Below are 20,801 nucleotides of genomic sequence, written 5' to 3' on the forward strand. Positions count from 1 at the left end.
TTAAATAACACTGTAAAAACGCTTTTATGCGTTGAGCATTAACTTCTCTCATGGAGATAACGAAAAGCGTAAAGCTGGAACACGGATGGGATGCCACAAGTACCATTCTCTCAGATCCTAGATTCGTGATCCCTAGGATGTTTCCCGTGGTGAAGGAGCTGACTGTTAATGGCTCGGAGTTTGTGGGCAAGGGAAGGTACGCCATGAGGGACTTCGAGATGTCCGGAACTGTCTTCAAGGGAGTGGACATAAGATATGTCTTTCAGATAAAAAGCGGAGGAATAGGGACGGGAAAACTTGTGTTTACTCAGAACGGTGACACGTTGATCCTTAAATTTGAGTATGAGGGAGTGTTCGAACGCACATTCTCCCTAATGTCCAGGGACAGATGGATCAATGGATTCCTGGAGAAACTCAACGAGGAGATCAGACTTGAACGAATTAAGAGAAAGATATGATCTTCTCAAGGTCTAGTTTTGACCTGATTGCATGAATCCGACAAACCCATTCCGGGAAGATGGTCCTTGAAGGGTTCTAAATCGACACCTCCACATATCCTTTTATATGGAGGAGATCACCTATCATGTGAACCTTTTCCAGAACAATCCCAACATGAAATCGGAACTTCTACAATACTGCAAGAAAAGACTGGGTCTGACTCCGGGAGAGGAGGTTCTGGAGGAGTTTCAAGATATCTTCGGGGACTATGACGGGGAACTGTCCAGGAGCGAGATCCAGTACAATACTGAAAATCTGGATTCACTGAAAGAAATTCAGGCTTTCCTGAGGTTTCCCACGTACCTGGAGCCGAAACATGACGGAACGCAGATAGTCATGAGGGTTGATGATAGAATCCACATGAAGCATAAGAACGGGACGGAAGTGGATAAACAGGACCTTGGGCTCCTGCTGGGGGTCTACGCCAGGTTTAAGGGCGACCTGCTGAAGCTGATGGAATTGATGAGGGAAGAGAAGGTTGTTGTCAAGATGGAGATTTTCGGAAGAGAGTATACCCCTTTTAACGTGGAGAGGGAACCCCTGAACTTCAGTGTTTTTGACGTGCTGAGGGAGGGAAGATACCTGGAACCTCCCGAGATAACCCTACCTCACGCTGTGGAGTACATGAGAGTGAGGACCCCTCAGGATATTGATGCGGAGAGAGTGATGAGCTGGTTGAGGAGCAAGGAAGGGGTGGTGATAAAGGTCTTCGACAACGGGGAGCTCAAGGAAATGAGAGTGGGAAGAAACTTCAATATGTTAACCTTCAAGTACAAACCCTTCACAAACCTTCTGGAGGATGAAGCCAAGAAGCTGAAACTCAGGGTGGACAGGAAGATGCTGGCCCTGGCCGTGTCAGAGATGGTGACAGAGTACGTCAAGGACAGGTCATTGACCGTGGAGGAGATAATGGACAGGGTAGTGAGGGATCATCCGGAGCTTCAGGACTTCATGAGGGAGAAAAGGGAAGTGCTGACAGGGTTCTGGACAGAGAGCGAGGTGATTAAGTCCCTCCTGGAGTCGTTCAACCAGAGGGCCTAGCTCGGTTTGTTGTGTATTTCACGTCAAAGGCTCTAGTGTGTGGATTTTCTGAAAACTAAGCCTTATCCATCGTGACACCACGGCTCAGCTAAGCCTTATCCTGACGTGATTCATTTAAATACTCCACACACCACAAAGTCTTCTAAACAACGGGGTAGCCCCCAACTAGATGTTTCCCGTTACCTTGCCTCACCTTCAAGTTCCCTCCTCAACTCCATGAGCCCTTCCTCAGCAGTCATTGGTTTATGACCCAGCAACATGGCCCTGTCAACATTCAGGGATGAGTTCAGGGGTCTCCTCGCGAGCCATTTCATATCCCTGGAGTAAGCAGGTCTCACCAGCCTCTCATCAAGACCGAATGTTCTGGCCAGACTCAGCGAGAAGTTGTACCTGCTGATCTGAGACTTACCGGCAAGGTGTAACACACCCCTAACCCCCTTCTCCACGCTTTCCTTCAGCATGAGGGCGAAATTAGTGTTGAGGGTGGGAGAGGTAATCTGATCTACCAGAACATTTACCGGCTCCCCGGCCCTCAACTTCTTCAATAACCAGAGGGCGAAGTTATCCTTCCCGCTGGCTGGATTGCTACCGTAAGGGGTACTGGTCCTGACCACCAGGCTGTCCACCTCCCTCGCCACCTTCTCCCCCTCTAGCTTTGTCAGACCATACACGTTCACTGGGTTGGGTTCATCCTCCTCGCTATAATTTCCCCGGTTTCCATCAAATACATAATCTGTGGAGATGTAAACCAGAAGGGCGTTACTCTTCCCTGCAACCTTAGCAATTTCCCTGGTTACCTCAACGTTCATTAGCCTGGCCAGCTGGGGTTCCCTTTCGCATCTATCCACGTCAGTGAGAGCTGCAGCGTGAATTATCACGTCAGGTGACAGGTCCTCAATAGGCTTCATGTTGAGGGCGCTTAAATCCATGATAAGATGTCTAGAGGTTTCCGGCTCGCTCCTGTTGTATACCCCTATCACCTCCTCGTTCTTGAACGCCTGAACTATCCTCTTTCCCAGAAGACCACCAGCTCCTGTCACTACCACTCTCATGAGGATAATACCTCCCTCTAACGTTTAACGTTATTGTCCTAACACAGCTTCAAGGTTGTGTTGAGATCAGCGTTTCCACGGGGCTTTACCATAAACTTATTAAGTAAAAAAAGATTATCATTTCTAAATGAAAAATGAGAATTTCTCTCATTCTTTCTGAGGAAAATAAAACACTTGAAAGGGATCTCTCCGCGTTGATGGACGTGAGGGCTTTCTACATGAAGTTTTACCCGGGCCACGGGGAGACTCACAAGGAAAGGGAGAGGATGTTCCGAGAGCTTTCCGAGATCAAGGGTGAAGTGGAGAAGGGAGATCTGATACTTTACGCAAGATCTTACGGTGTCTTCTCTCCGCATGGATGGAAACTGCTTCACAGGTTCTTCTCAAAACCCGTGCTCATCGCCACCGAGGAAATAGTTAAACAGGTGAGTGGAAAGAGCATCTTCCTAGTAAGTCCATACAATCAATACAGGCATGATTATGAGGTGAAGTGGTTGAGAGGGTTCAATACCAGGGTTGTGGGTTCAGTTGCCCTTGGAAGAACTGGTGGAGAGGCCATATCCAGCACTCCTCCCCACCTCGTGGAGGGAGCTGTGAAGATAGGTCACGAGAATCCTGAGGCTGAGATGATATACGTGGCATGCACCATTCTCTCCACCCTTCCTTACCTTCATAGGCTGAAGGGAGAAAAACCTGTGATAACTGCGTCATCCGTACTGGTTGAGGGAGCAAAATGGAGTGGATAGAACAGAGGATACGGAGGTGCAGGTCAAGGTCCTGCGAGGAGGTCCTTCTCTTCATATCCGATAACCTCTTCAGGACAAGGAGAAACACGCTGGACATCATCGATCAGGTTCCCTCCGGATGGTCTGGCCTGCGAAAACTTGTGAGGGATTATGTGCGGAGATCCATGGCCATTTACCATGACCTGATTTTTGGGGAGGAGATCAAACGCGCTGTCATGGAGGGCTATCGAAGTGCCCTGAGAGGTAACCTCCATTCCGCTGAGGAGAGCAACAGGTTTATCCTGGAGAGGTTCTGTCTCTCAAAGTTCGTGGAGAGAACTAGCGATCTCTACCTGGATCTAGTGAGGACCAGAACCTGGCACAGGCTGGTTGACGCAGGGTTCATCATTACAAGCCTAGGAGAGGCGCTCTCCAGAAAGAAAAAGCTGGGCGTAAAGGGGACATTAACGGGGGAAAGGATATTCCTTGCGGGCAAACCCGTGTGCAAGAGACATCTGACCTTTCCCCAGTATTCCAGAGACCTTCATGATCTCGGGGTGAAGGGAAGGATAAGATGCAAGTGCGGTGCCCCCGCTGTAGCCCTGACTCTCGCAATGCCCAAGGTGAGCGCGCTGATAGGACTTGCGTGCCACTTATCCGGTTATGATCCCAGGAACCTTGAAAGGATCTACAGTAACCTTTCCAGGATAGTTCATCCCTACGGCTTCATTGACTTTGATAGGGAAAAGGCGTTACTAGTCTGGTTTCGCGACTACTTTATGTTATCAGTAGAGTTCAGTAAAATAACGAACATCAACATATATTGATAGAAAGTTTTTAGATTGCCGTCATCATGATCACGAGATAATTAGATATCATAATTATAGATTTCGCGTTATTGATTATATTTTTTAACTTCTGATCTACAGTTCTAAGATATTTTTATCATTTTATAGTACAAGGAAAAATATTTTAAATAAATCTTTTACCTATATAAACCTCACACGTCCGAGATATCCTCCATCATCTTCTGCATGCTCTTTTTGAGCTCCTTGAATTTCCTCAGCTTGTCCAGTGTTTTCATCCCCTCTCCCGTCAACCTGTACTTTCCTTCAACTAAGGAAATGAGACCAATATCCATCAAGTGATTCAAGTACCTAAGAAAGGAATCGTAATTCAGACCGGATTTATACATTAAGTTGGTCTTGTTAGTCCCAATTCCAGAGCAACCCTCCAACATACTCAAAACAATTTCTTGCCTAGTTCTTCTTATCATGATAACCAGATAAATTAACAGCCTTTAACATATAAATCATTTGTACGTGGTATCTAGCAACTTTGACATCTCCATTGACTTGTTGTCAAAATTTTATATCATACATTTGTTATAAATTCTTGGTTATCCACATAGTATCATCATGTTAGCATATTTTAAGTTTAAAGGAGTTCAGTACGAAGTCACAATACCGTAAGACGAGTTTATGCAAGTCTGAGGACACCATGATGATCAGTGATAGGAAAATGATAGTGGTACCCACTGACCCACAGGGTTTTCTATCCCTATCAGGTGACTAATTCTAGAGCTTCGCGATAATGGAAGACAGAAAATATCAGGGTACTCTTCTAGGAGTTGATAAATTGATTTAGCGTATAGTTAAATTAGACGATTGCCTGAAACTTAAAAGTTAACATGTTATGAACGTGATTGACTGCCGGATCTATCCTTATCTGAACAAACCTTTTCACCCTTTGTACGGAGAATATTTTAGAACTAAACAAATAGTATCAGAGTTAAAAAATAAAAACAATAACTTTAGCTCTTATTCCATACGTAAGTTGTATCCGAATCGATGATGTAGTAGCCCTTATCAAATTTCACTGGGGTTCTGGACAGCGTTTTCGCGAGCTTCAGTAATCCCCTGGCACTCTCGACCTTAACTTCCCGGGAGTTTGTTGAAGGAGCGGTCCCGCTCACCGATAGCTTTCTCAGGGTCCTCTCTGCCATGGCCTCTGGATTCATGGTTTCTCCAGCCTTAGGTCCATAAACGAAGGATACTCCTCCAAATATGGCAAATATTCCCCCTGATATGAACAGCATTTTATTGTACCCTGTCATACCCCTGACTAGATCCTGGTGATAGAGCGTCTGAGTTACATTACCTCCTGGGTCCTGGGAGAATGTGTAGTTGAGGGAGCCGAAATAAACCTCCATGCTCTTTTCAAGTGTAACCGGAACCACGTCACTCCCGCTATGCAGAGTTAGGTTTGCAATAACCACCAATTTTATTGTAAACCTCGTGAAACTGAGTCCAACTTGCTGGTTAATTTTCTGGGTAAGGTTATTGAACTGGGTTATGTTAGGGGCATACTTGAAGAAAAGCAATTGTCCCGAAGAGTTTGCGATGGGTCCGTGGAAGCTTCCTATGTACTTGGTCCAGTCGCTTGTGGAGAGATACTCATAAACGACGTATGTTCCATTGTACGACGTGGGAGAGCTTCCAGAGGCGTTCACTTCAGCATGCAAAGTGATGCTTTCCACCAGTTTGGAGAACATTGTGCTACTGTTCACACACGTCACGTTATCAAACAGAATCGAATCGTTTATGTGAAAGTTACTCCACAGATTGAGCTGGGCCTGATAACTGTACGTTGGCACTTCATAGGTCCTGTAATAGGGAACATTGGAGGCGTACCCATAATAAATCATTGTCCCGGACACTGAAAGAAATAGCAGACAAATTGCTAGTGCTATCATGGTCCTGGTTTTCATGAATCTGGTTTTCATGGCGAATCAACCCCTATTATTCCCAGACTCCCCTGTCCTATGAACATCTGCATGGACACTGTGGGGGTGGGCGTGGAGGTGGAGTTAAGCGTTACCTCAGCCCAGGGCACTTGATTAAAATACTGAATTACTAACTCTCCATTCTGTATGGTGTACGATCCATCCGTTTTCACGTTCACTATGGACGCGTGAGGACATATAATGATCACCTGAATCTGGTTAGTGTACGAGACTAGGTACACATCGTTTAACGATAGATCATACGTCTGATTTCCTTCATATGTCATGGAACCATACGCCATGGTTGGTCCCACTTCAAAGGTGCCGCGATTGGAGACTCCGAAACCCGGCATCCACGATGAGAGAACTAGAAAGGAGGCTACGGCAATCATGAAAATGGTTAGAACTATTTTACCAATCATCACTTTTCAGCCTCACTATGTAGATGAACATTATAAATGGCAATGTACTAATGATTGAGCTGATTAATAGCAATTCCAGGGGATAGTATTTTAGCCCCTGCGCCAGGGGAGTAATGGGGAAAAGGGTGGGAATTACGAACGCCTTCACCACAACCAGTTTGAGTCCTTGAGATCCGTTCCCTATTGCGGTAAACTTGAGGTGAAGGGTTTGAGAGGGCATAAGTATTGTATTGGTGGGGGTAATATTGTAGTAGGCGGAACTTGAACCCCTAACAGAGGAGACCTCAACGTACTCGGGAATGAGGAGCCTGTTGGTTACGTTCACCACGTAAGAGGACGAATGACTATGCATAATTACGCCTAGATCTATTGAAGGCGTGTTTAGGGCGCCACCTCCTATTTCCACTGGTGTATTTGAGGTGAAGTAGGAAAATGTGGCTGAGAAGGACATGGCAAGCGAAGCAATGATTGTAAAGGAGATGATCACGACACCGATTCCCAGCATTATGCCTCTGGTTGAGATCCTTAGTTGCCTCCGTTGACGACTCTTGGTAGACGTATCCAGCACCAGGAATGATATCCCTATAAGCGTGAGGATTATCACGCCTTCCAGGGAGTTATTCTCGAGGAAATAGACGATGGAACCTATCCCTGGAACTATCACGGGGTTTCCGTTCAGGACCAGGAGCTTCCCGTAAATCTCCGAAGAGTTCACGGGAGGCATGTAAATCTGATCCACGTAATCGTCGTTTATTCCCCTGGTGATGAATCCCTTACTTGTTGAATTCACCACCTGATGAATGATGTAAGGCGGATACCCAGGTATTTTTCCGTAGTCTGGATCATGAAACACAATTATGTTGCCCGGGGTTACTTTCCCTGCAAATGGCTCAGGTACTATGAACACGAGTTCACCCGGCTTAAGGTACGGATACATGCTGTACCCGCTGGTAAAGGCAACAAATAGCGGCCTGCCATCAAGATTTGCAGAAATGACGGCTACGGAGAAGATCAGGAGGAAGACAAGAGACAACTTGAAAAGTAGCCTTAGGACAGGTTTGGCGTACTCCCACGCTAGATCAACAGCAGGATTCAAGGAAGTTTCACCTCATAGTTCAAGCTAACTAATGTCATGTTCTACTGCACGTTGAAAAATATTTAAAATCCTCTCATTTAACTCGGCTCTAGTACATACTTTGTGATATAGTTAGTAGGTAAGCGAGGATTTTCACATAAACTGTAGTGTGTGGAGTATTTGAATGAATCACGTCAGGATAAGGCTTAGCTGAGCCATGGTGTCACGATGGATAAGGCTTAGTTTTCAGAAAATCCACACACTACATGAACTGTACTTGAGTACTTTCAGCGATGCGTTACACCGGTGAATGTCTCCTTATGGATCACGAATCGAGAAAGATATGTAACAATCCTCGCTTTACACAGTCTCAATTTATTAATTTCGCACATTGATTTACTGCATGATATGTTCTTAACACTCCTGGAAATCATCAATCTCGCCCTGTCCACGACAAGTTTGGTGCTGTTATGGAAACTAGTTGATTACTACAATGGAATGATCAAGTCCATGAAGAATAAGGTGATAAACGCAAGTATTCTCGACTTTTTAATTTCGCTGACTGATCTGTTCTCCCAAGGGGAAGCCACCAACCTGCTTGAGGATCTGTTCGTGTATATAACTAACCTACAAGGAAAGGAGTGGAACGACATTTATACTGAGGTGGTCAACAGGTTTATTCCCATCAAGAGACAATTGGAAATGGTGTTGAATAAGGCCAACGAGATAGGTAACCTCACAAACAGGATCAATTCTACGACTTTCATTACGAGGTCGATCAGGATTCTTTCCGTTATAACTGTAATAGAGACGGTTCTTGGGCCCTTCTCCGGACTAATGTCGTCCTTTCAGTTCAAAGTTGTACTTTACGGAAACGTGGTTCTTCTAATCTTAATTATCATTGTCCTAGTTATTTACGTGTATGACACCACCAAACATATGTCGTCAGTGATGAAGGCGGTAAAACGGATGGATAAATCTCCTTGAGCAGGCCACTGTAAAGAGCCCTAAGTCTCTGCATTTATGTCAATGAAAACCTCATCTTCGGTTATCTTAGTATCATAATTTTTCAAATTTGTGGGTACTAGAGACTATAAACAGGAATAATTACAATAATACCGTGAAGCTTTGCATTGTGGAATCAATCCTTGCCATCTTGTTTCAGTGATCGGTAGCAATAGTTCCATTTATCAACTTTGTCTTGACTATGTTTTCGGTATCGCCCATAGTCATAGTACTACCCGCCATACTCATTGGGGTACTGGTCGGTAACAGAAGAATAATGGGAAAGTACGTATACTGGGAAACCGAGGCTCGTTATCTGTTTCGCGGTCATGGCGTCAATACTTATGGGCGGGATTATGGGTATCATGAACACGACATGAAGGACTTAATGCCTGAGATTTCTCGTGGCACATAGCAAACTATGGGTAAAGTACTTCCCCATTCTAATAGATACGAAATGAAGGGTTAGATATATACCACGGAGATTTTGATATATATTTTATTTTAACATGATGAACTTAATTTAAATATCCAACTAAACTTATATGTTTTCAGTGAAACCGTGAACCTAAAAACCATAACCGCAATATCCGTGTTAGTCGCGTTAGCTACAGTACTGTTCGCTCAGATGTTTTTGGTGGGTTTCAGTATTGGTACTGACGTTGGTGGAAGCGTCGTGAATATCAATAGTCATGACGCGTTAATCGAGATCCAGCCTCTTGAAAACTTTGCAACGGTAAATAGCGCAGGCCAACTGACCGTATCTCTTCCCGAGGTAGGTCCTGGTAGCGCTCCTGCCACAAATCTGGTCAACGACGAGGGTAACGCTTACACTGCAATATATGTATGGAAGGTTGTCGATGTACAGTATAATGGAAATGGAACATTAATGGTGAACGCCTCAATCGAGAACGCACACTTCTCTCCATCTAGTGTAGATCAGAACATCGGATTCTTAATACTAGCTTATCCCAATACTTCCACCCTTAACTCTAATCTTCTGTTCGTTAACAACACTATCCCAGTAACTCAGTCATCTACCCAGGCCAAAAGTGGACAGATCTCTCTTGGTGGCGTTACATTCACATTATTAGCGACGGAAAACATAAATCAGCACTACGCCACTTCCGGAGTTACCTTAACCGGCGGACAGCCAGGTTATGACATATTGATAGTGGAAATGTTGGTGAACAACCCAGGTGCACCAGCGGCGACAACGTTCGACTACTACCTGAACCTCTACGGTTATCAACTAACTGAGTAACACGGCAATTTTTATTTTTCTTTTTTTAATTTTAAAAATTTTTGATTAGGAATCAACAATTTAGTCAGTACTTCGTTGATATGTGGATTCGGTTTAGCTAAGCCACGATATCATGATAGAAGGCCTGGTCCTTAGATCCACTCCCAGTGCTTTTTAGGATTTTACCTGGATGAGCTCCGAATCCTGCCCTGGCCTAGGATAGAGAGTCCTGACATAAAGTGTGTGAAGCATCTTTTAAGTGACATCTTCGGCTCTCTTTCAATTTGAGATCTCGCAGAAACCTGCAGGTCTTTGCTCAGTTACTCCACACATTACCTACGTATCGCAAAACCCTACTTAACTGAACCGCACTCTGACTGTTCATCGGACATTATGAAACCAGGAGAATACCGTTCACGTTAAACCCGTTACTGGAGAGGAAGTTCACGAATTTCTCATCAACAGTTACGATGGGTAGAGAGGTCCTAACGTGAGTTGCATAGAGGATAGCGTCAAATACGTCATTCCATCCATTCCTTATCACCTCATAGGTCATTATCAGGTCCTGTTCCACCGGTTGAATCAGATTCACTTCATATCCGACGTACAGGAACCCATCCAGTGCCTCTCTGGGGATGGAGGCTAGTCTCCTCTTCTTGGCCTCTTTCATTATCACGGCGAAGAGCTCCGTTAGCATGAGGGAGGGATAGTGCAAAATCTTGCCCTCCAGATTTAGATTCGCATCTGTCACCCTTATACCCACGAAAGGAAGCAGAAATGAGGTATCAACCAGTAACTCCGAGATCTCTGCTAATCTCTTCTCCAACCTCTTCTACCTCTCGACTTGAGATCTCGGCCCAGTACTTATTGGCCCTCCTCAGTGGTAGGATCTCTATTTTCCCATCCTTCACCGTGAGCAATAGGCTGGATCCCTCACCTATTCCCAGGCTCTCCACGACCTCGTTGGGCAGGTAAATTGCGTTTCTCTTCCCAACCTTTATTACTTTCTCCATAGGTGTAACTGGTCCCGGTAAAATAAAAGTTTGTCTGATTACTCAGATAAGTCAGATTAGACTGACTAAAATGATTGTGTTCCTTAGCCGAGATCACTGTCGTGAGTGATGGCTGGGAGCTTAGTCCAGTTTACAGGGCTCACGTTGAAGGTTCCTTAGATGCAGGATAATATGATCTAGCCCTGACCGGTAACTATTCGCTTGAAATCCTGTTCTAATCTACAAAATCACAAGAGGACTTGTATGAGAAATTTGACAAGTGCAGGGCCTCCATGTCAAATACCTCATGCATCGCGTTAGAGACCTCTTAAATACTTACAAGATAGCTATTATTCATGACAACGAAAAGACGCGGAAAACTGGAGATTTACCTTGACATCTTGTCAATCTGTGCCATGGGAGGTAAGAAAACCGAGATCATGTATAAGGCGAACCTGAGCTATGACCTCCTCAACAAGTATCTTCATGACCTGGAGCAGAATGAGTTTATAACAACAGGGAATACGAAATGCCTGACAGATAAGGGCCAGAGATTACTCGACCTTCTGGTGAAGAGGGAGAACACTAGAAGAGAAATTGAGGATCTGGAATTCAGAATCTCCATGTTAACCTCACATCCTCAGGGAATGAAGGAGGGAAAGATTGAAGTTAGTAAAGTTAACTGAGAAAACTCGAGATAAACCTTTTTCATCCAGTTCTCATCTCGTTTAGATAGGTTTTATCTTTTCACTGGCTCAGGTGAAGTAACACGAATCACATACTCCTTTTTCAAACTCGATACGTCGAATCACGCGTGTACATCGCGAAGGAAAGTACTGATCAAGGTTTGGCAACCCTATAAACTCTCTGCTGAATGTTTCGTGGATTCGCAATTCTTTTCACAATACCCTTCCTTACGAGGATTGACAAGGCATATCTGATGGTCCTATCTGGTAGACCGGTCTTCTCCACCAGTTCCCTAGGCGTAGCCTCGCCGTAAATCTGAAGCATCTTCAGCACAAACTTGGCACTGGGTGGTATGTCCTGGCTCTCAAGTGTCAGTTTCACCTTTCTCTCAATGTTCTCGCCCACCTTCTCAGTGAACCTGATAAGGAAGACCGGATCCCCCTTCTCCACGGTCACCCTGTCACTAACCCGAACCCTTGTTACGCCATCCAGTACCGCCTCCACGCCCACCTGGCTGGAGATGTCCCTGATCTCCAGTCTAGCCTCGTCAGGTATCACGAGGCTCCTCCTCATGGGGTTTAGGGAGTTGACCGGAACCACAACGAACACCCTTGTTCCCTTGAGAACCATGGGTCCTCCAGCGGAGTATGCGTACGCCGTTGAACCCGCAGGTGTGGCCACAATGATGCCGTCCGCCTTATCGTTCCACAGGAGCTCCCCGTTGACTGTCAAGGAGTACTCCATGACGGTGGCGCTTCTGGAGGGGAAGAGTGCCAGCTCATTCAGGGCATAAACGTCACTGGAGCCCACGCACACCTTCAGCCTGGTGAGCTGTTCCGCGCGGTACTCTCCCCTGGAGAGCCTCTCCAGCGCCCCGTTAAGACCCTCCCATTCCACGGAGGAGTAGAAGGTGGAGTAACCCGGGGGACTTACGTGGAATATTGGCGCCCCAGGGACGCCAAGGGTCTGAAGCAGTTTCAGTAGCTCCCCGTCCGTCCCCACCACTAGTATTGCGTCGTAATCCCTGGTGGCCTCCTCCAGCCCGTGCTCACCCATGAGCCTCCTGACTCTTTCTCTAACCCTGGGGACCTCCCCCTCCACGTGTAGCAACATCCTTGTTATTCTGTCTGGCATTTTTTGCCGTTCCCCGCCCATTCTCTATGCATATTTTGACAGGTTAATATTGATTTATCTTGTTATCCCTTTCTAGATTTCTGGGTTAACATGTCCAAGTTCCTCAGACAGTCCTCGGGACTTGTGAAACAGGCCACCCTTAAGGACCTAGTGATGCTGAACGTGGCAAACATGGGTGCGGGGCTGGCCGTTTTCCAGGGGATCTCCCCCTACATAGTTCCCGGCGCAAGGCTGTGGGTGGCCTCCCTTCTCACCTTCCTCATCTCCCTTCCCCTGGTCCTCCTGTACACGGCCCTAATGACGAGGATGCCCAGGACCGGTGGGGATTACGTGTGGCTGTCCAGGAAACTCAACGGAACGCTGGGCAGTATCATGGGGATAGCCATAGCCTTCAACATGCCTCCCTTCTTTGCGCTTTCAGCGTTCTTCTCTGTGTCGGCAATAAACGCCGTGCTCTCTGAGATTGGGGTGCTGGATAACGTGAGGTCGCTGGTGTACCTCAGCAATAACGTGTTCGTGAACCCCTACGGGACTCTCACGCTGGGGCAGGAACTGCTCATCTACGGACTCTCGGCCCTGGCGTTCCTAGTGATCATCGCAGTGAACATAGTGAAACCCAGATGGGGCTACTCCCTCACCACCTGGCTTGGGGTGTTCGCATCTGCGACCCTGGCCCTGGGGGTGGTGATGATCCTGCTCAACGCAGGGGACTTTCACCAGCTGGTGGGGGTCTTCCTCTCCAGAGAGGGAGTGACTCCCTCAAGTTACGGTGGCCCGTCCTTCAGCCTTGGATCCACGGTTTACATGATACCCTATTTTGCCTCCTACGCGTATATCTGGCTTTACGCAGGGCCCGCGGTGGCATCTGAGGCTAAGGGGAACGTAAAGCTCAACCTGGTGCTGGGCAGTCTCCTCACCACAGCCATGATCACGATTCCCTTCCTTGTGATGGACCTGGTGGGCGGATACACCTTCAACGCGTCACTCTACCCCTCGTTCACCTACAACTTCTGGACCGCAGCCATAGCAGTCTCACCTCTCCCGGTTCAGTGGCTCCTGGGTCTCGGTCTCATCTCCTGGAACTTCTTCGTCATGGCCTTCGGTGTGGTGGTGTTCTCAAGATATATCTTCGCCTTCTCCTTTGACAGGATATTCCCTAGCGCCTTCGCAAAACTGAACAGGGCCTCCTCCCCCTACGTTGCTCATGTTCTGGACCTGATCCTCACGCTAATCTTCCTGGCGATCCCCCTCATCTCAGTGAACGGTGCAGAGTCACTTTACGCGTATACGCCCCTCGCAGCAATTTACCTCTTCCTGGTGGGGTTGACGGGAGTTAAGGTGGGAAGGAGTGAGGGAAAGTCCTCTCTCGTGATACTGGGGGCTCTGTCCTCTGCCTTCATGGCCTTCCTGGCGTATGAGTCCGTGACCAATCCCTTCTTCGGAGTGGTGTCCAGCTCTGGGATCAACGTAATAGGAACGGGTTACCTGGTGGCTCTAGTGGGAAGCGGAGCGCTGATCTACGCCGTTGCCAGCAGGCTGAGAAGGAGAGAGGGGATAGAGCTAAGGGAGGTGTTCCGGGAGATCCCGCCAGAATAGAGAGGAGTACCCTAGATTCAAGCTAATGTACTATCTGAAATGTTGGGGTAACGGAACGAGGGTCTATAGCACCCGTGATCTCTTCCAAATCGTAATTCTAAGCATCTCAACCAGAGTTAGAAACTCAGTCACTGATCCCACTGGATCTTGTTAACAATTGATAACAAATGTTAACTCAGTGATAACAGTTGATAACTTTTGATAACAGAATCATCCTTTTGTAGGGATTTCATTATAGTGTCGACGCACTGTAGATCCTTGACAGGTTCAAAGAATTTTTATGGTTCTGTTAACTTATGATAACAGTTGATAACGATATGGCCGGGAGACTCATCGCCTTCAGGGTCGACGAAGAAACATACAAGAAACTAGAAGCGAGGGGCAAGCCCTCTGCGGTTGTGAAGAAGATTATCCTAGATTACCTCTCGGACGAGAAGAGGGAAGAGAGGGAGGAGATCGATGAACTGAAGAAGAAAATTGGAGAGCTGAGTCTCTTCCAGACTAGACTGGAAAGGAGACTGGAGGTTATTGAAGCTTCGCTGAGAAGGGCTGGTCTATGGCGATGACCGGGAACCCTCTGGATCTAGTACTGCGCGAATGCCGGAATGTTGGCAATATTAATATGTATTTTTATCACGAGCGCTGGTTCAGGATAATCAAGAGGTCTATAGAGAGTTTCACTAAGGGTGAATGCAACAGGGATCTACTGGTGTTAACTGGACCGAGGAGAGTAGGAAAAACTACTATCTTAAGAAAAGTATTTCAAAGTTTTCCGGAACAAACCTGCTATATCAATTTAGAGGAATCGACGGTCAGACGTTTCCTTACCAGCTCCTCCCTGAAAGATCTTGTAATTGGAGTGCATAATAGGGATAACAAAAGGGTGATCTTCCTTCTCGACGAGATAACATCTCTGGGGGATGATTGGGCTCAACTGGTTAAGGAACTGTGGGATTATATGGAGAGCCAAGAGTTGAGGTTATTCTTATTAGTGACAGGCAGCGCTGGTATTCTGATCTCCAACAAGTTTTCCACTATTAGCGGGAGATCAGGATATTGCAAAAGCGGTAAACTTCGGTTATCCAACCCTCTGGTAGTTCTCCCACTGAAGTTTTCACAGTTCAAGGATAATACCCTCGGACGCACAAAGGCCAAATTCCTGCGCTTAGAAAAGGAGAAAAGATTGGAGTTCATGTGGGAGATATTAAAAAATAATAGGGATATCATTGAAAATGTTAATGACTATCTGAGAAAGTCTTATAATCTGAGGGCTGCACTTGATACCTACCTTAAGTACGGTGGATTTCCTCAAATATTGGAGAGAATAAATGATTTATCCCCTGAAAATACATATAATCTTATTTTAGATATACTTAATAGTATACATAAGGATGCACCATTGGCCGGGCTAAGTGAGGATTATACGAAAAAGTTTCCTGTAACCTATGGGAATATGGCCAAAATGGCCACAGTAATAGACGTGGCAAAATTAGAGCAACAGCTCAAAAAAGATTTGGCTCTTTCTAATAAGAGGATCGATCCTACCCTGGTGCATAAACTAATTCAATTCTTCATTAAGGCCCACATCCTAGTGGAGGCTACACCCATGAGTGAAGTGGAATCGAACAGCAATACTCAGATCATGAGACTGTTCCTTAATGATCCTGCGTACTTTTGGGCCATATACTTCAACATGATAGACATGAAAGACAAATCCAAGCTGAGCGTAGCAGAGGGCCATCTGCTGGAACACACAGTATGTTCCCATATTTCTAGACTTAACACGAAACTGGAATTTTATAATGATGGAGATATCGACGTAGACTGCATTTTCACACTCGAGGGAAATAAAGTCCTCGTTCAAGTTTCAAATTCTGTTAAGGAGGCTAGAGGGGATATTAAGAAGGCGAGTGAAGTAATTAAGAGGGTGAGTGAAGCTACGGAGAATGCAGGTAAGAGTGAAGTAACACTTAATTACTATACTATTTCTGTGGTACGTGATATCGACGAAATAAAGGCGGAAGAAGATGGAGTGATAATACCTGCGCACCTATTTTTAACACTTATTTAAATAAAATTGTGCATATCAATCTTGCTTTTAATATATTTGCTGTGGATTATGATCAGGCTTCTTTGCTTACTGTATTTGAGCAGAATTGTCTAAGTAATACCAATCAATTATGGAAATAATAGAGATATAGATACTATTACATCTATATTAAAAATCATTAAAAATGTAGTTCTGAACTATCGCTCATACGACATAGAGAACAAGGAGAAAATGATACTTAACAAATCTCCTACATTCAATGAGTGGTTTAAAAGACACCGAGTTCAAGGGATGAGGATCCTCCAGGAGTATGAACTAAGAGGGAGAATATACGGTTACATGTATCCTAAAACCCATGTAGGAACTTTGTGAGTAAGCCTAAGAATAGGGAGATTAACCTTCTCCCTGTCGCTGTTTAAGCATCTCTTGGCGTAGTTGAAGCAGACCCTTTTCGTTTTTATCCCCCAGAGTTCAAATGACGAATCCCAGTACTTCCTTTGATCGGCCTATCTTGCGTGACTCCTTATGAAACTCGTTGTCCTTAAAAATGAAGCTATGACGAAATTAGTGTTAACCACTTCCAACCTCTTTCCCCGCCTCCCTTACGGCTCTATTAACGTCTTCATCGGTTATTCTTTTCCCTATGGAAACGTTAAGAGAGGCGATGTTCCCCCTTTTCTTCTCCACAACTATCCTGTCTCCCTCGATTCTCAGGATCAGTTTATCGCCAACGTTTATGTCCAATTTAGTCCTAATTTCCTGAGGGATGGTAATCTGGTAGTTCCTTGTGACCTTAACCTCTATCATGAAGTAACAAGGCATAGTAACATATAAACCCGGCGTCAAGTGGTGGATTTTTCTGAAAAGCAGGCCAACTTTATTAAGTTCTAACAAAACAGGCCAAAAACAAATTACTATTGGTCACCGATGAACTGACTAGCTCGGTTTGTTATGTAGTTCACGTTAAAGACTCCTTGCACAACAATGTGAGGTAGCCCTCGCAGGCCACTCCATGGGACATGAAACACGTTCAAGAAAGGCTTTTTATGTCCAGTTTATAGGCAATCGTTATGGCCATAAGGATAAGGGAACATCTGGATGAGATCACTGGTCACGGAAAATACGTGGATGACGTGGAGCTCCCTGACACAGTCTACCTAGGAGTGGTCAGATCTCCCATAGCGAGGGGAAAGGTAAACGACATCTCCAGGAGTGATAATGTTCTGCTCTTCCTGGATTGGGATGCTGTCTCCGCATATATGCCTGTCAGGCCCGATCCCAGAACCAAGAACCTGGTCAAGATGCCCATTGTGAGCAACGGGAGGGTTAACTTCGTTGGACAACCCGTGGTTGCCTTCGTGGTGAAGGACAGATACGAGATTGAGGACGTGACTGAGGAGATAGGGGTTGATTACACACAGGAGACGCCGGTCCTCTCGGTGAAGGACTCCCTCAGGGAGGAGGTGAAGATTCATGAGGGAGGGAACGTGGCAATAGACCTGGACCTGAGTGGAGGGGACCTGGACCAGTTGGTGAACTCAGAGGTCACGGTGGAGAGGGAACTATGGCAGGACAGGATAGTCCAGCATCCCATGGAGCCCAAGGGTGTGATCTCCTACTACAACGGGGACACGCTCACCGTGATAGGATCTTTCCAGTCGGCCTTCAGGGTGAGGGCAGACCTGCAGGAGGCCCTGGGGATCTCACCTGAGAGGATAGTGGTTTACTCCCCTCCCAACGTTGGGGGAGGATTTGGAAACAAGGTGCCAGCTTACCCAGAGTACGTCCTCACTGCCATGGCATCCATAAAACTGAGAAGGCCGGTAAAGTGGATCGAGACCAGGAGGGAACACCTCACCAATCCCACTCAGGGAAGGGGAGTTTACTCCAGGGTGAAGCTTCACGCCAGGAGGGACGGCACAATCCTGGGCCTGGAGGGAACCATTGCCGTGGATCTGGGAGCTTACGCCTTCACCATTAACACCACCACCCCCGCATTCATCGCCTCTCTGACAAACGGACCCTATAGGATGAGGTTCGCCAAATTGAGGGCCATGGGTGTCTACACAAACAAACCTCCTACAGGTCCATACAGGGGGGCGGGAAGACCTGAGGCTGCACTGATAACGGAGACGCTTGTTGAGGACCTGGCTGAGAAGCTGGGCCTGAGTTCCGTGGAGATAAGGAAGAGGAACTTCATTGAGGGAGAGTTCACCACACCGCTGGGTGTGAAGATTGACAGGGCCGCTTACAAGGAAATGTTCACCCGGGCGGAGCAGGTCTACTACGCCCTCAAGGAGAAATACAGGGAGAAGGCGATATCCTTCGTGGCGTTCAGTGAGGTGGTGAGGGCATCGCCAGGAGAGGGAGCCAGGGTGAGGATAGGTAAGGGAGAAGTCCTGGTGGCGGTGGGTAGCGGACCCCACGGACAGGCCCACAGGACAACTTTCGCCCTTCTGGCCGGTGAGGTCCTGGGTCTCGATCCCAGCCAGGTAAGGGTTGAGGTTAACAATACCTCCCTGGTCAAGGAAGGGATTGGAAGTTTCGGAAGCAGGAGCGCCGCTGCTGGCGGATCTGCGGTGATTGAGGCCTCCAGAGCAGTTCTTCAGAAGATAAGGGAGAGAGGGCTCACCGTGAAGGAGGCAATGGCATCGAACGAGGTCTTTGAGGCAGAGGTGTTCACCAGGACCTCCGACCTCTACACCCCCGGGATACATATGGCAGTCCTGGACCTGGATAGGGAGACGGGCTTCGCCAGGGTAGTGGAGTACCATGCCATAGATGACGTGGGGAGGGCCATAGTCCCATCAGAGGTTGAGGGACAGATCATAGGGGGAGTTCTTCAGGGGGCATCTCAGGTTCTCCTGGAATCAGCTCCCTATGACGAGAACGGAAATCCAGTGTATGGATCCATCTCGGACAACGGATTTCCCACCGCAGTGGAGGCAGTTCGCAGGGTTGTGTCGGAGACCTTCTCTACCCCCTCTAACACTCTGAGCCAGGCCAGGGGAGTGGGTGAGGCTGGAACCACGGGAGCCCTGCCCGCAGTTTTCCTGGCGCTTGAAAAGGCCCTGGGGAGGAAGTTGAGCGGAACTCCCTACTATCCCGGGTAAATCTTTTTCCTGGATTTTCAAACACATCCCATGCTCAAAAGGATACTTTTTGAGATCTCCGTTCTTTCACCTTCCTACTTCGGTGCCGTTATGGCCACGGGAGTAGTATCCATCATTCTGAAGGTGTACGGGCTCATCTCTCCTGCCCTGTTGCTCACCGTCCTGAACCTGTTCCTTTACCTTGTGTTGATTGCCTTCAACCTGGTCAGGGTATTCAGGTTCAGGGAAAAGATGAGGGAGGACGTGCACGATCCTGGCAGGGGACTGGGATATCTCACGGTGGTGGCGGGGACGGATGTTGTTGGGGATCAGCTGGTGTTAATACTTCATGAGGCTGGCATCGCCCTGGTCCTCTGGAGTGTGAGCCTGGTCCTCTGGGTAATCCTGCAGTATTATTTCCTCTTCACCCTCACCGTGAGGAGTGACAAGGGTGGAATCCAGGACGTGAACGGTCTATGGCTGTTATTGCCCGTGTCCACCCTCACCCTTTCAGTCCTGTCAGTGGACCTTTCCACTCTGGTTTCCCCGTTGATCTTCGCCGGTCTCATCACCTATTTCGTGGGATGGGTAACCTATCTGGTGGTTACGGTGTTAATTGCGTCCAGGCTATTCCTGACCAGGGTTGGGGCGGAGGATATGATTCCGGCTTACTGGATCAACGGTGGATTTCCCGCCCTGGCTTCCCTCTCATCTTCCCTCCTCCTTCTTCACTCAAGTCCCGGCTATCCCGTTCTCCTCGAACTCAGGGATTTTCTTCTGGGATCGGGGATACTGGTCTGGGCGTATGGAACCTGGTGGATGCCCCTACTCTTCCTTCTCTTCGTGTGGAAACATGTGGGAGGACATATCTCATTCCTGAAGTACGACTTCCAGTTCTGGAGTGCGGTGTTCCCCATAGCTGTTTACGACCTTGGTACGTACTTTACTGCGAGGGTTAGCGGGATTCCCGGCGTTTCACTGATTAGTTACATGTTCGCCTATATATCCGTGATCCTGTGGGCGTATCAATTTGGGGGGTTGATATACAACATCGTGATAAAGCTGAGAAAGCCCCTGTGAGAGGGGTTTGGGTCTCATTGAATTTCATGTACTTTGTATTCAATTCTCGACCCTTGGAGTTCACCGAAGTCGCGGATTGAACCGTTCATCCTTCTCACTCCCATTAGGGGGATAACCCCACTCACCTTGCGGTGAGGAAACCCCCACATCCTGAGGTTAAACTTATGCAGAAACCTCTTCATTATGTTAAGCGACGCGTTGAACTGCCTATCGAGGGTGAACCCACACCTCCCGCACCTGAAGGTCCTGCCAGCCGTTCGGGAAACCCATCCACATCTGGGGCAAGACCTGGATGTGAGGTGCGGGTTCACCTCCACCACTCTA

The 20,801-nt window shown here is 47.1% G+C and carries 23 protein-coding genes; 12 read left to right on the forward strand and 11 right to left on the reverse strand.

The window, feature by feature from the left end:
- Window positions 1-50 precede the first annotated feature (50 nt).
- Complete coding sequence (locus L3N51_RS07105; protein WP_238026345.1) at window positions 51-458, forward strand: DUF3211 domain-containing protein; 408 nt, start codon at window positions 51-53, stop codon at window positions 456-458.
- 106 nt (window positions 459-564) lie between these two features.
- Entirely contained in the window at window positions 565-1,539 is a 975-nt protein-coding gene (locus L3N51_RS07110; protein WP_238026347.1) for a hypothetical protein, read from the forward strand.
- A 179-nt stretch (window positions 1,540-1,718) separates the two neighbouring features.
- Here L3N51_RS07110 and L3N51_RS07115 read toward each other — a convergent pair whose 3' ends face one another.
- On the reverse strand, window positions 1,719-2,591 hold the full coding sequence (locus L3N51_RS07115) for an SDR family oxidoreductase (protein ID WP_238026348.1): 873 nt from the start codon (window positions 2,589-2,591) through the stop codon (window positions 1,719-1,721).
- Window positions 2,592-2,725: 134 nt separating this feature from the next.
- Between L3N51_RS07115 and L3N51_RS07120 the strand changes: the two genes are divergently transcribed.
- Both L3N51_RS07120 and L3N51_RS07125 read left to right on the forward strand, forming a co-directional pair.
- Window positions 2,726-3,337, forward strand: coding sequence for a maleate cis-trans isomerase (locus L3N51_RS07120; protein WP_238026349.1), 612 nt, complete (start codon window positions 2,726-2,728; stop codon window positions 3,335-3,337).
- Complete coding sequence (locus L3N51_RS07125) at window positions 3,325-4,143, forward strand: hypothetical protein (protein ID WP_238026350.1); 819 nt, start codon at window positions 3,325-3,327, stop codon at window positions 4,141-4,143. Before L3N51_RS07120 ends, L3N51_RS07125 begins: the two co-directional genes overlap by 13 nt.
- A 173-nt stretch (window positions 4,144-4,316) precedes the next feature.
- Here L3N51_RS07125 and L3N51_RS07130 read toward each other — a convergent pair whose 3' ends face one another.
- The 4 genes from L3N51_RS07130 to L3N51_RS07145 all read right to left on the reverse strand — a co-directional run bounded on the left by L3N51_RS07130 (window position 4,317) and on the right by L3N51_RS07145 (window position 7,619).
- Window positions 4,317-4,592, reverse strand: coding sequence for a winged helix-turn-helix domain-containing protein (locus L3N51_RS07130; protein ID WP_238026351.1), 276 nt, complete (start codon window positions 4,590-4,592; stop codon window positions 4,317-4,319).
- Between the two features lie 537 nt (window positions 4,593-5,129).
- The gene (locus tag L3N51_RS07135; RefSeq protein ID WP_238026352.1) at window positions 5,130-6,101 is read right to left on the reverse strand and encodes a DUF5305 domain-containing protein; all 972 of its coding nucleotides are present in this window, start codon (window positions 6,099-6,101) and stop codon (window positions 5,130-5,132) included.
- Window positions 6,098-6,523: a hypothetical protein gene (locus L3N51_RS07140; protein WP_238026353.1), complete on the reverse strand. Its 426-nt coding sequence runs from the start codon at window positions 6,521-6,523 to the stop codon at window positions 6,098-6,100. Before L3N51_RS07140 ends, L3N51_RS07135 begins: the two co-directional genes overlap by 4 nt.
- Window positions 6,513-7,619, reverse strand: a complete 1,107-nt coding sequence (locus tag L3N51_RS07145; protein WP_238026354.1) for a S26 family signal peptidase — start codon at window positions 7,617-7,619, stop codon at window positions 6,513-6,515. The genes L3N51_RS07140 and L3N51_RS07145 overlap by 11 nt, the downstream gene beginning before the upstream one ends.
- A gap of 387 nt (window positions 7,620-8,006) precedes the next feature.
- Between L3N51_RS07145 and L3N51_RS07150 the strand changes: the two genes are divergently transcribed.
- Entirely contained in the window at window positions 8,007-8,585 is a 579-nt protein-coding gene (locus L3N51_RS07150) for a hypothetical protein (RefSeq protein WP_238026355.1), read from the forward strand.
- A 250-nt stretch (window positions 8,586-8,835) separates the two neighbouring features.
- Here the strand turns inward: L3N51_RS07150 and L3N51_RS12550 are convergent, their stop codons facing one another.
- Window positions 8,836-8,970, reverse strand: a complete 135-nt coding sequence (locus tag L3N51_RS12550; protein WP_255776205.1) for a hypothetical protein — start codon at window positions 8,968-8,970, stop codon at window positions 8,836-8,838.
- Between the two features lie 195 nt (window positions 8,971-9,165).
- Between L3N51_RS12550 and L3N51_RS07155 the strand changes: the two genes are divergently transcribed.
- On the forward strand, window positions 9,166-9,867 hold the full coding sequence (locus L3N51_RS07155) for a hypothetical protein (RefSeq protein ID WP_238026357.1): 702 nt from the start codon (window positions 9,166-9,168) through the stop codon (window positions 9,865-9,867).
- A 370-nt stretch (window positions 9,868-10,237) separates the two neighbouring features.
- Here the strand turns inward: L3N51_RS07155 and L3N51_RS07160 are convergent, their stop codons facing one another.
- Window positions 10,238-10,672, reverse strand: coding sequence for a PIN domain-containing protein (locus tag L3N51_RS07160; RefSeq protein ID WP_238026359.1), 435 nt, complete (start codon window positions 10,670-10,672; stop codon window positions 10,238-10,240).
- Entirely contained in the window at window positions 10,632-10,859 is a 228-nt protein-coding gene (locus L3N51_RS07165) for an AbrB/MazE/SpoVT family DNA-binding domain-containing protein (protein WP_238026360.1), read from the reverse strand. Before L3N51_RS07165 ends, L3N51_RS07160 begins: the two co-directional genes overlap by 41 nt.
- A gap of 335 nt (window positions 10,860-11,194) precedes the next feature.
- Here L3N51_RS07165 and L3N51_RS07170 point away from each other — a divergent pair, with 335 nt between their 5' ends.
- Window positions 11,195-11,524, forward strand: a complete 330-nt coding sequence (locus L3N51_RS07170; RefSeq protein ID WP_238026361.1) for a winged helix-turn-helix domain-containing protein — start codon at window positions 11,195-11,197, stop codon at window positions 11,522-11,524.
- A 154-nt stretch (window positions 11,525-11,678) separates the two neighbouring features.
- Here L3N51_RS07170 and L3N51_RS07175 read toward each other — a convergent pair whose 3' ends face one another.
- Window positions 11,679-12,659, reverse strand: coding sequence for an N-acetylmuramoyl-L-alanine amidase (locus tag L3N51_RS07175; RefSeq protein WP_238026362.1), 981 nt, complete (start codon window positions 12,657-12,659; stop codon window positions 11,679-11,681).
- Window positions 12,660-12,749: 90 nt separating this feature from the next.
- Here L3N51_RS07175 and L3N51_RS07180 point away from each other — a divergent pair, with 90 nt between their 5' ends.
- The 3 genes from L3N51_RS07180 (at window position 12,750) to L3N51_RS07190 (ending at window position 16,326) form a co-directional block, all read left to right on the forward strand.
- Window positions 12,750-14,255, forward strand: a complete 1,506-nt coding sequence (locus L3N51_RS07180; protein ID WP_238026363.1) for an APC family permease — start codon at window positions 12,750-12,752, stop codon at window positions 14,253-14,255.
- Window positions 14,256-14,551: 296 nt separating this feature from the next.
- Window positions 14,552-14,821: a hypothetical protein gene (locus tag L3N51_RS07185; protein ID WP_238026364.1), complete on the forward strand. Its 270-nt coding sequence runs from the start codon at window positions 14,552-14,554 to the stop codon at window positions 14,819-14,821.
- 143 nt (window positions 14,822-14,964) lie between these two features.
- Complete coding sequence (locus tag L3N51_RS07190) at window positions 14,965-16,326, forward strand: AAA family ATPase (protein WP_238026365.1); 1,362 nt, start codon at window positions 14,965-14,967, stop codon at window positions 16,324-16,326.
- Between the two features lie 549 nt (window positions 16,327-16,875).
- Here the strand turns inward: L3N51_RS07190 and L3N51_RS07195 are convergent.
- Window positions 16,876-17,112 (reverse strand): AbrB/MazE/SpoVT family DNA-binding domain-containing protein, encoded by a 237-nt coding sequence (locus L3N51_RS07195; RefSeq protein ID WP_238026366.1) that lies wholly within the window; start codon window positions 17,110-17,112, stop codon window positions 16,876-16,878.
- A 263-nt stretch (window positions 17,113-17,375) separates the two neighbouring features.
- On the opposite strand from L3N51_RS07195, the gene L3N51_RS07200 reads away from it, so the two are divergent.
- Entirely contained in the window at window positions 17,376-19,418 is a 2,043-nt protein-coding gene (locus L3N51_RS07200) for a xanthine dehydrogenase family protein molybdopterin-binding subunit (protein ID WP_238026368.1), read from the forward strand.
- A gap of 30 nt (window positions 19,419-19,448) precedes the next feature.
- Window positions 19,449-20,477, forward strand: coding sequence for a tellurite resistance/C4-dicarboxylate transporter family protein (locus L3N51_RS07205; protein ID WP_238026370.1), 1,029 nt, complete (start codon window positions 19,449-19,451; stop codon window positions 20,475-20,477).
- 14 nt (window positions 20,478-20,491) lie between these two features.
- Here the strand turns inward: L3N51_RS07205 and L3N51_RS07210 are convergent.
- The coding region (locus tag L3N51_RS07210; protein ID WP_238026372.1) for a transposase at window positions 20,492-20,801 on the reverse strand (310 nt) is incomplete at its 5' end.

The sequence above is a fragment of the Metallosphaera javensis (ex Hofmann et al. 2022) genome, from assembly GCF_022064045.1.
In the GTDB taxonomy this organism is placed as follows: Archaea; Thermoproteota; Thermoprotei_A; order Sulfolobales; family Sulfolobaceae; genus Metallosphaera; species Metallosphaera javensis.

What these genes read in the sequence shown, in the direction of transcription:
- L3N51_RS12550 (WP_255776205.1), bottom strand. Translation starts at nt 8,970, where the DNA reads ATGATACCCATAATCCCGCCCATAAGTATTGACGCCATGACCGCGAAA.
- L3N51_RS07140 (WP_238026353.1), bottom strand. Translation starts at nt 6,523, where the DNA reads ATGATTGGTAAAATAGTTCTAACCATTTTCATGATTGCCGTAGCCTCC.
- L3N51_RS07150 (WP_238026355.1), top strand. Translation starts at nt 8,007, where the DNA reads ATGTTCTTAACACTCCTGGAAATCATCAATCTCGCCCTGTCCACGACA.
- L3N51_RS07115 (WP_238026348.1), bottom strand. Translation starts at nt 2,591, where the DNA reads ATGAGAGTGGTAGTGACAGGAGCTGGTGGTCTTCTGGGAAAGAGGATA.
- L3N51_RS07135 (WP_238026352.1), bottom strand. Translation starts at nt 6,101, where the DNA reads ATGAAAACCAGATTCATGAAAACCAGGACCATGATAGCACTAGCAATT.
- L3N51_RS07105 (WP_238026345.1), top strand. Translation starts at nt 51, where the DNA reads ATGGAGATAACGAAAAGCGTAAAGCTGGAACACGGATGGGATGCCACA.
- L3N51_RS07180 (WP_238026363.1), top strand. Translation starts at nt 12,750, where the DNA reads ATGTCCAAGTTCCTCAGACAGTCCTCGGGACTTGTGAAACAGGCCACC.
- L3N51_RS07200 (WP_238026368.1), top strand. Translation starts at nt 17,376, where the DNA reads ATGGCCATAAGGATAAGGGAACATCTGGATGAGATCACTGGTCACGGA.
- L3N51_RS07185 (WP_238026364.1), top strand. Translation starts at nt 14,552, where the DNA reads ATGATAACAGTTGATAACGATATGGCCGGGAGACTCATCGCCTTCAGG.
- L3N51_RS07195 (WP_238026366.1), bottom strand. Translation starts at nt 17,112, where the DNA reads ATGATAGAGGTTAAGGTCACAAGGAACTACCAGATTACCATCCCTCAG.
- L3N51_RS07170 (WP_238026361.1), top strand. Translation starts at nt 11,195, where the DNA reads ATGACAACGAAAAGACGCGGAAAACTGGAGATTTACCTTGACATCTTG.
- L3N51_RS07125 (WP_238026350.1), top strand. Translation starts at nt 3,325, where the DNA reads ATGGAGTGGATAGAACAGAGGATACGGAGGTGCAGGTCAAGGTCCTGC.
- L3N51_RS07205 (WP_238026370.1), top strand. Translation starts at nt 19,449, where the DNA reads ATGCTCAAAAGGATACTTTTTGAGATCTCCGTTCTTTCACCTTCCTAC.
- L3N51_RS07130 (WP_238026351.1), bottom strand. Translation starts at nt 4,592, where the DNA reads ATGATAAGAAGAACTAGGCAAGAAATTGTTTTGAGTATGTTGGAGGGT.
- L3N51_RS07165 (WP_238026360.1), bottom strand. Translation starts at nt 10,859, where the DNA reads ATGGAGAAAGTAATAAAGGTTGGGAAGAGAAACGCAATTTACCTGCCC.
- L3N51_RS07110 (WP_238026347.1), top strand. Translation starts at nt 565, where the DNA reads ATGGAGGAGATCACCTATCATGTGAACCTTTTCCAGAACAATCCCAAC.
- L3N51_RS07175 (WP_238026362.1), bottom strand. Translation starts at nt 12,659, where the DNA reads ATGCCAGACAGAATAACAAGGATGTTGCTACACGTGGAGGGGGAGGTC.
- L3N51_RS07120 (WP_238026349.1), top strand. Translation starts at nt 2,726, where the DNA reads ATGAGAATTTCTCTCATTCTTTCTGAGGAAAATAAAACACTTGAAAGG.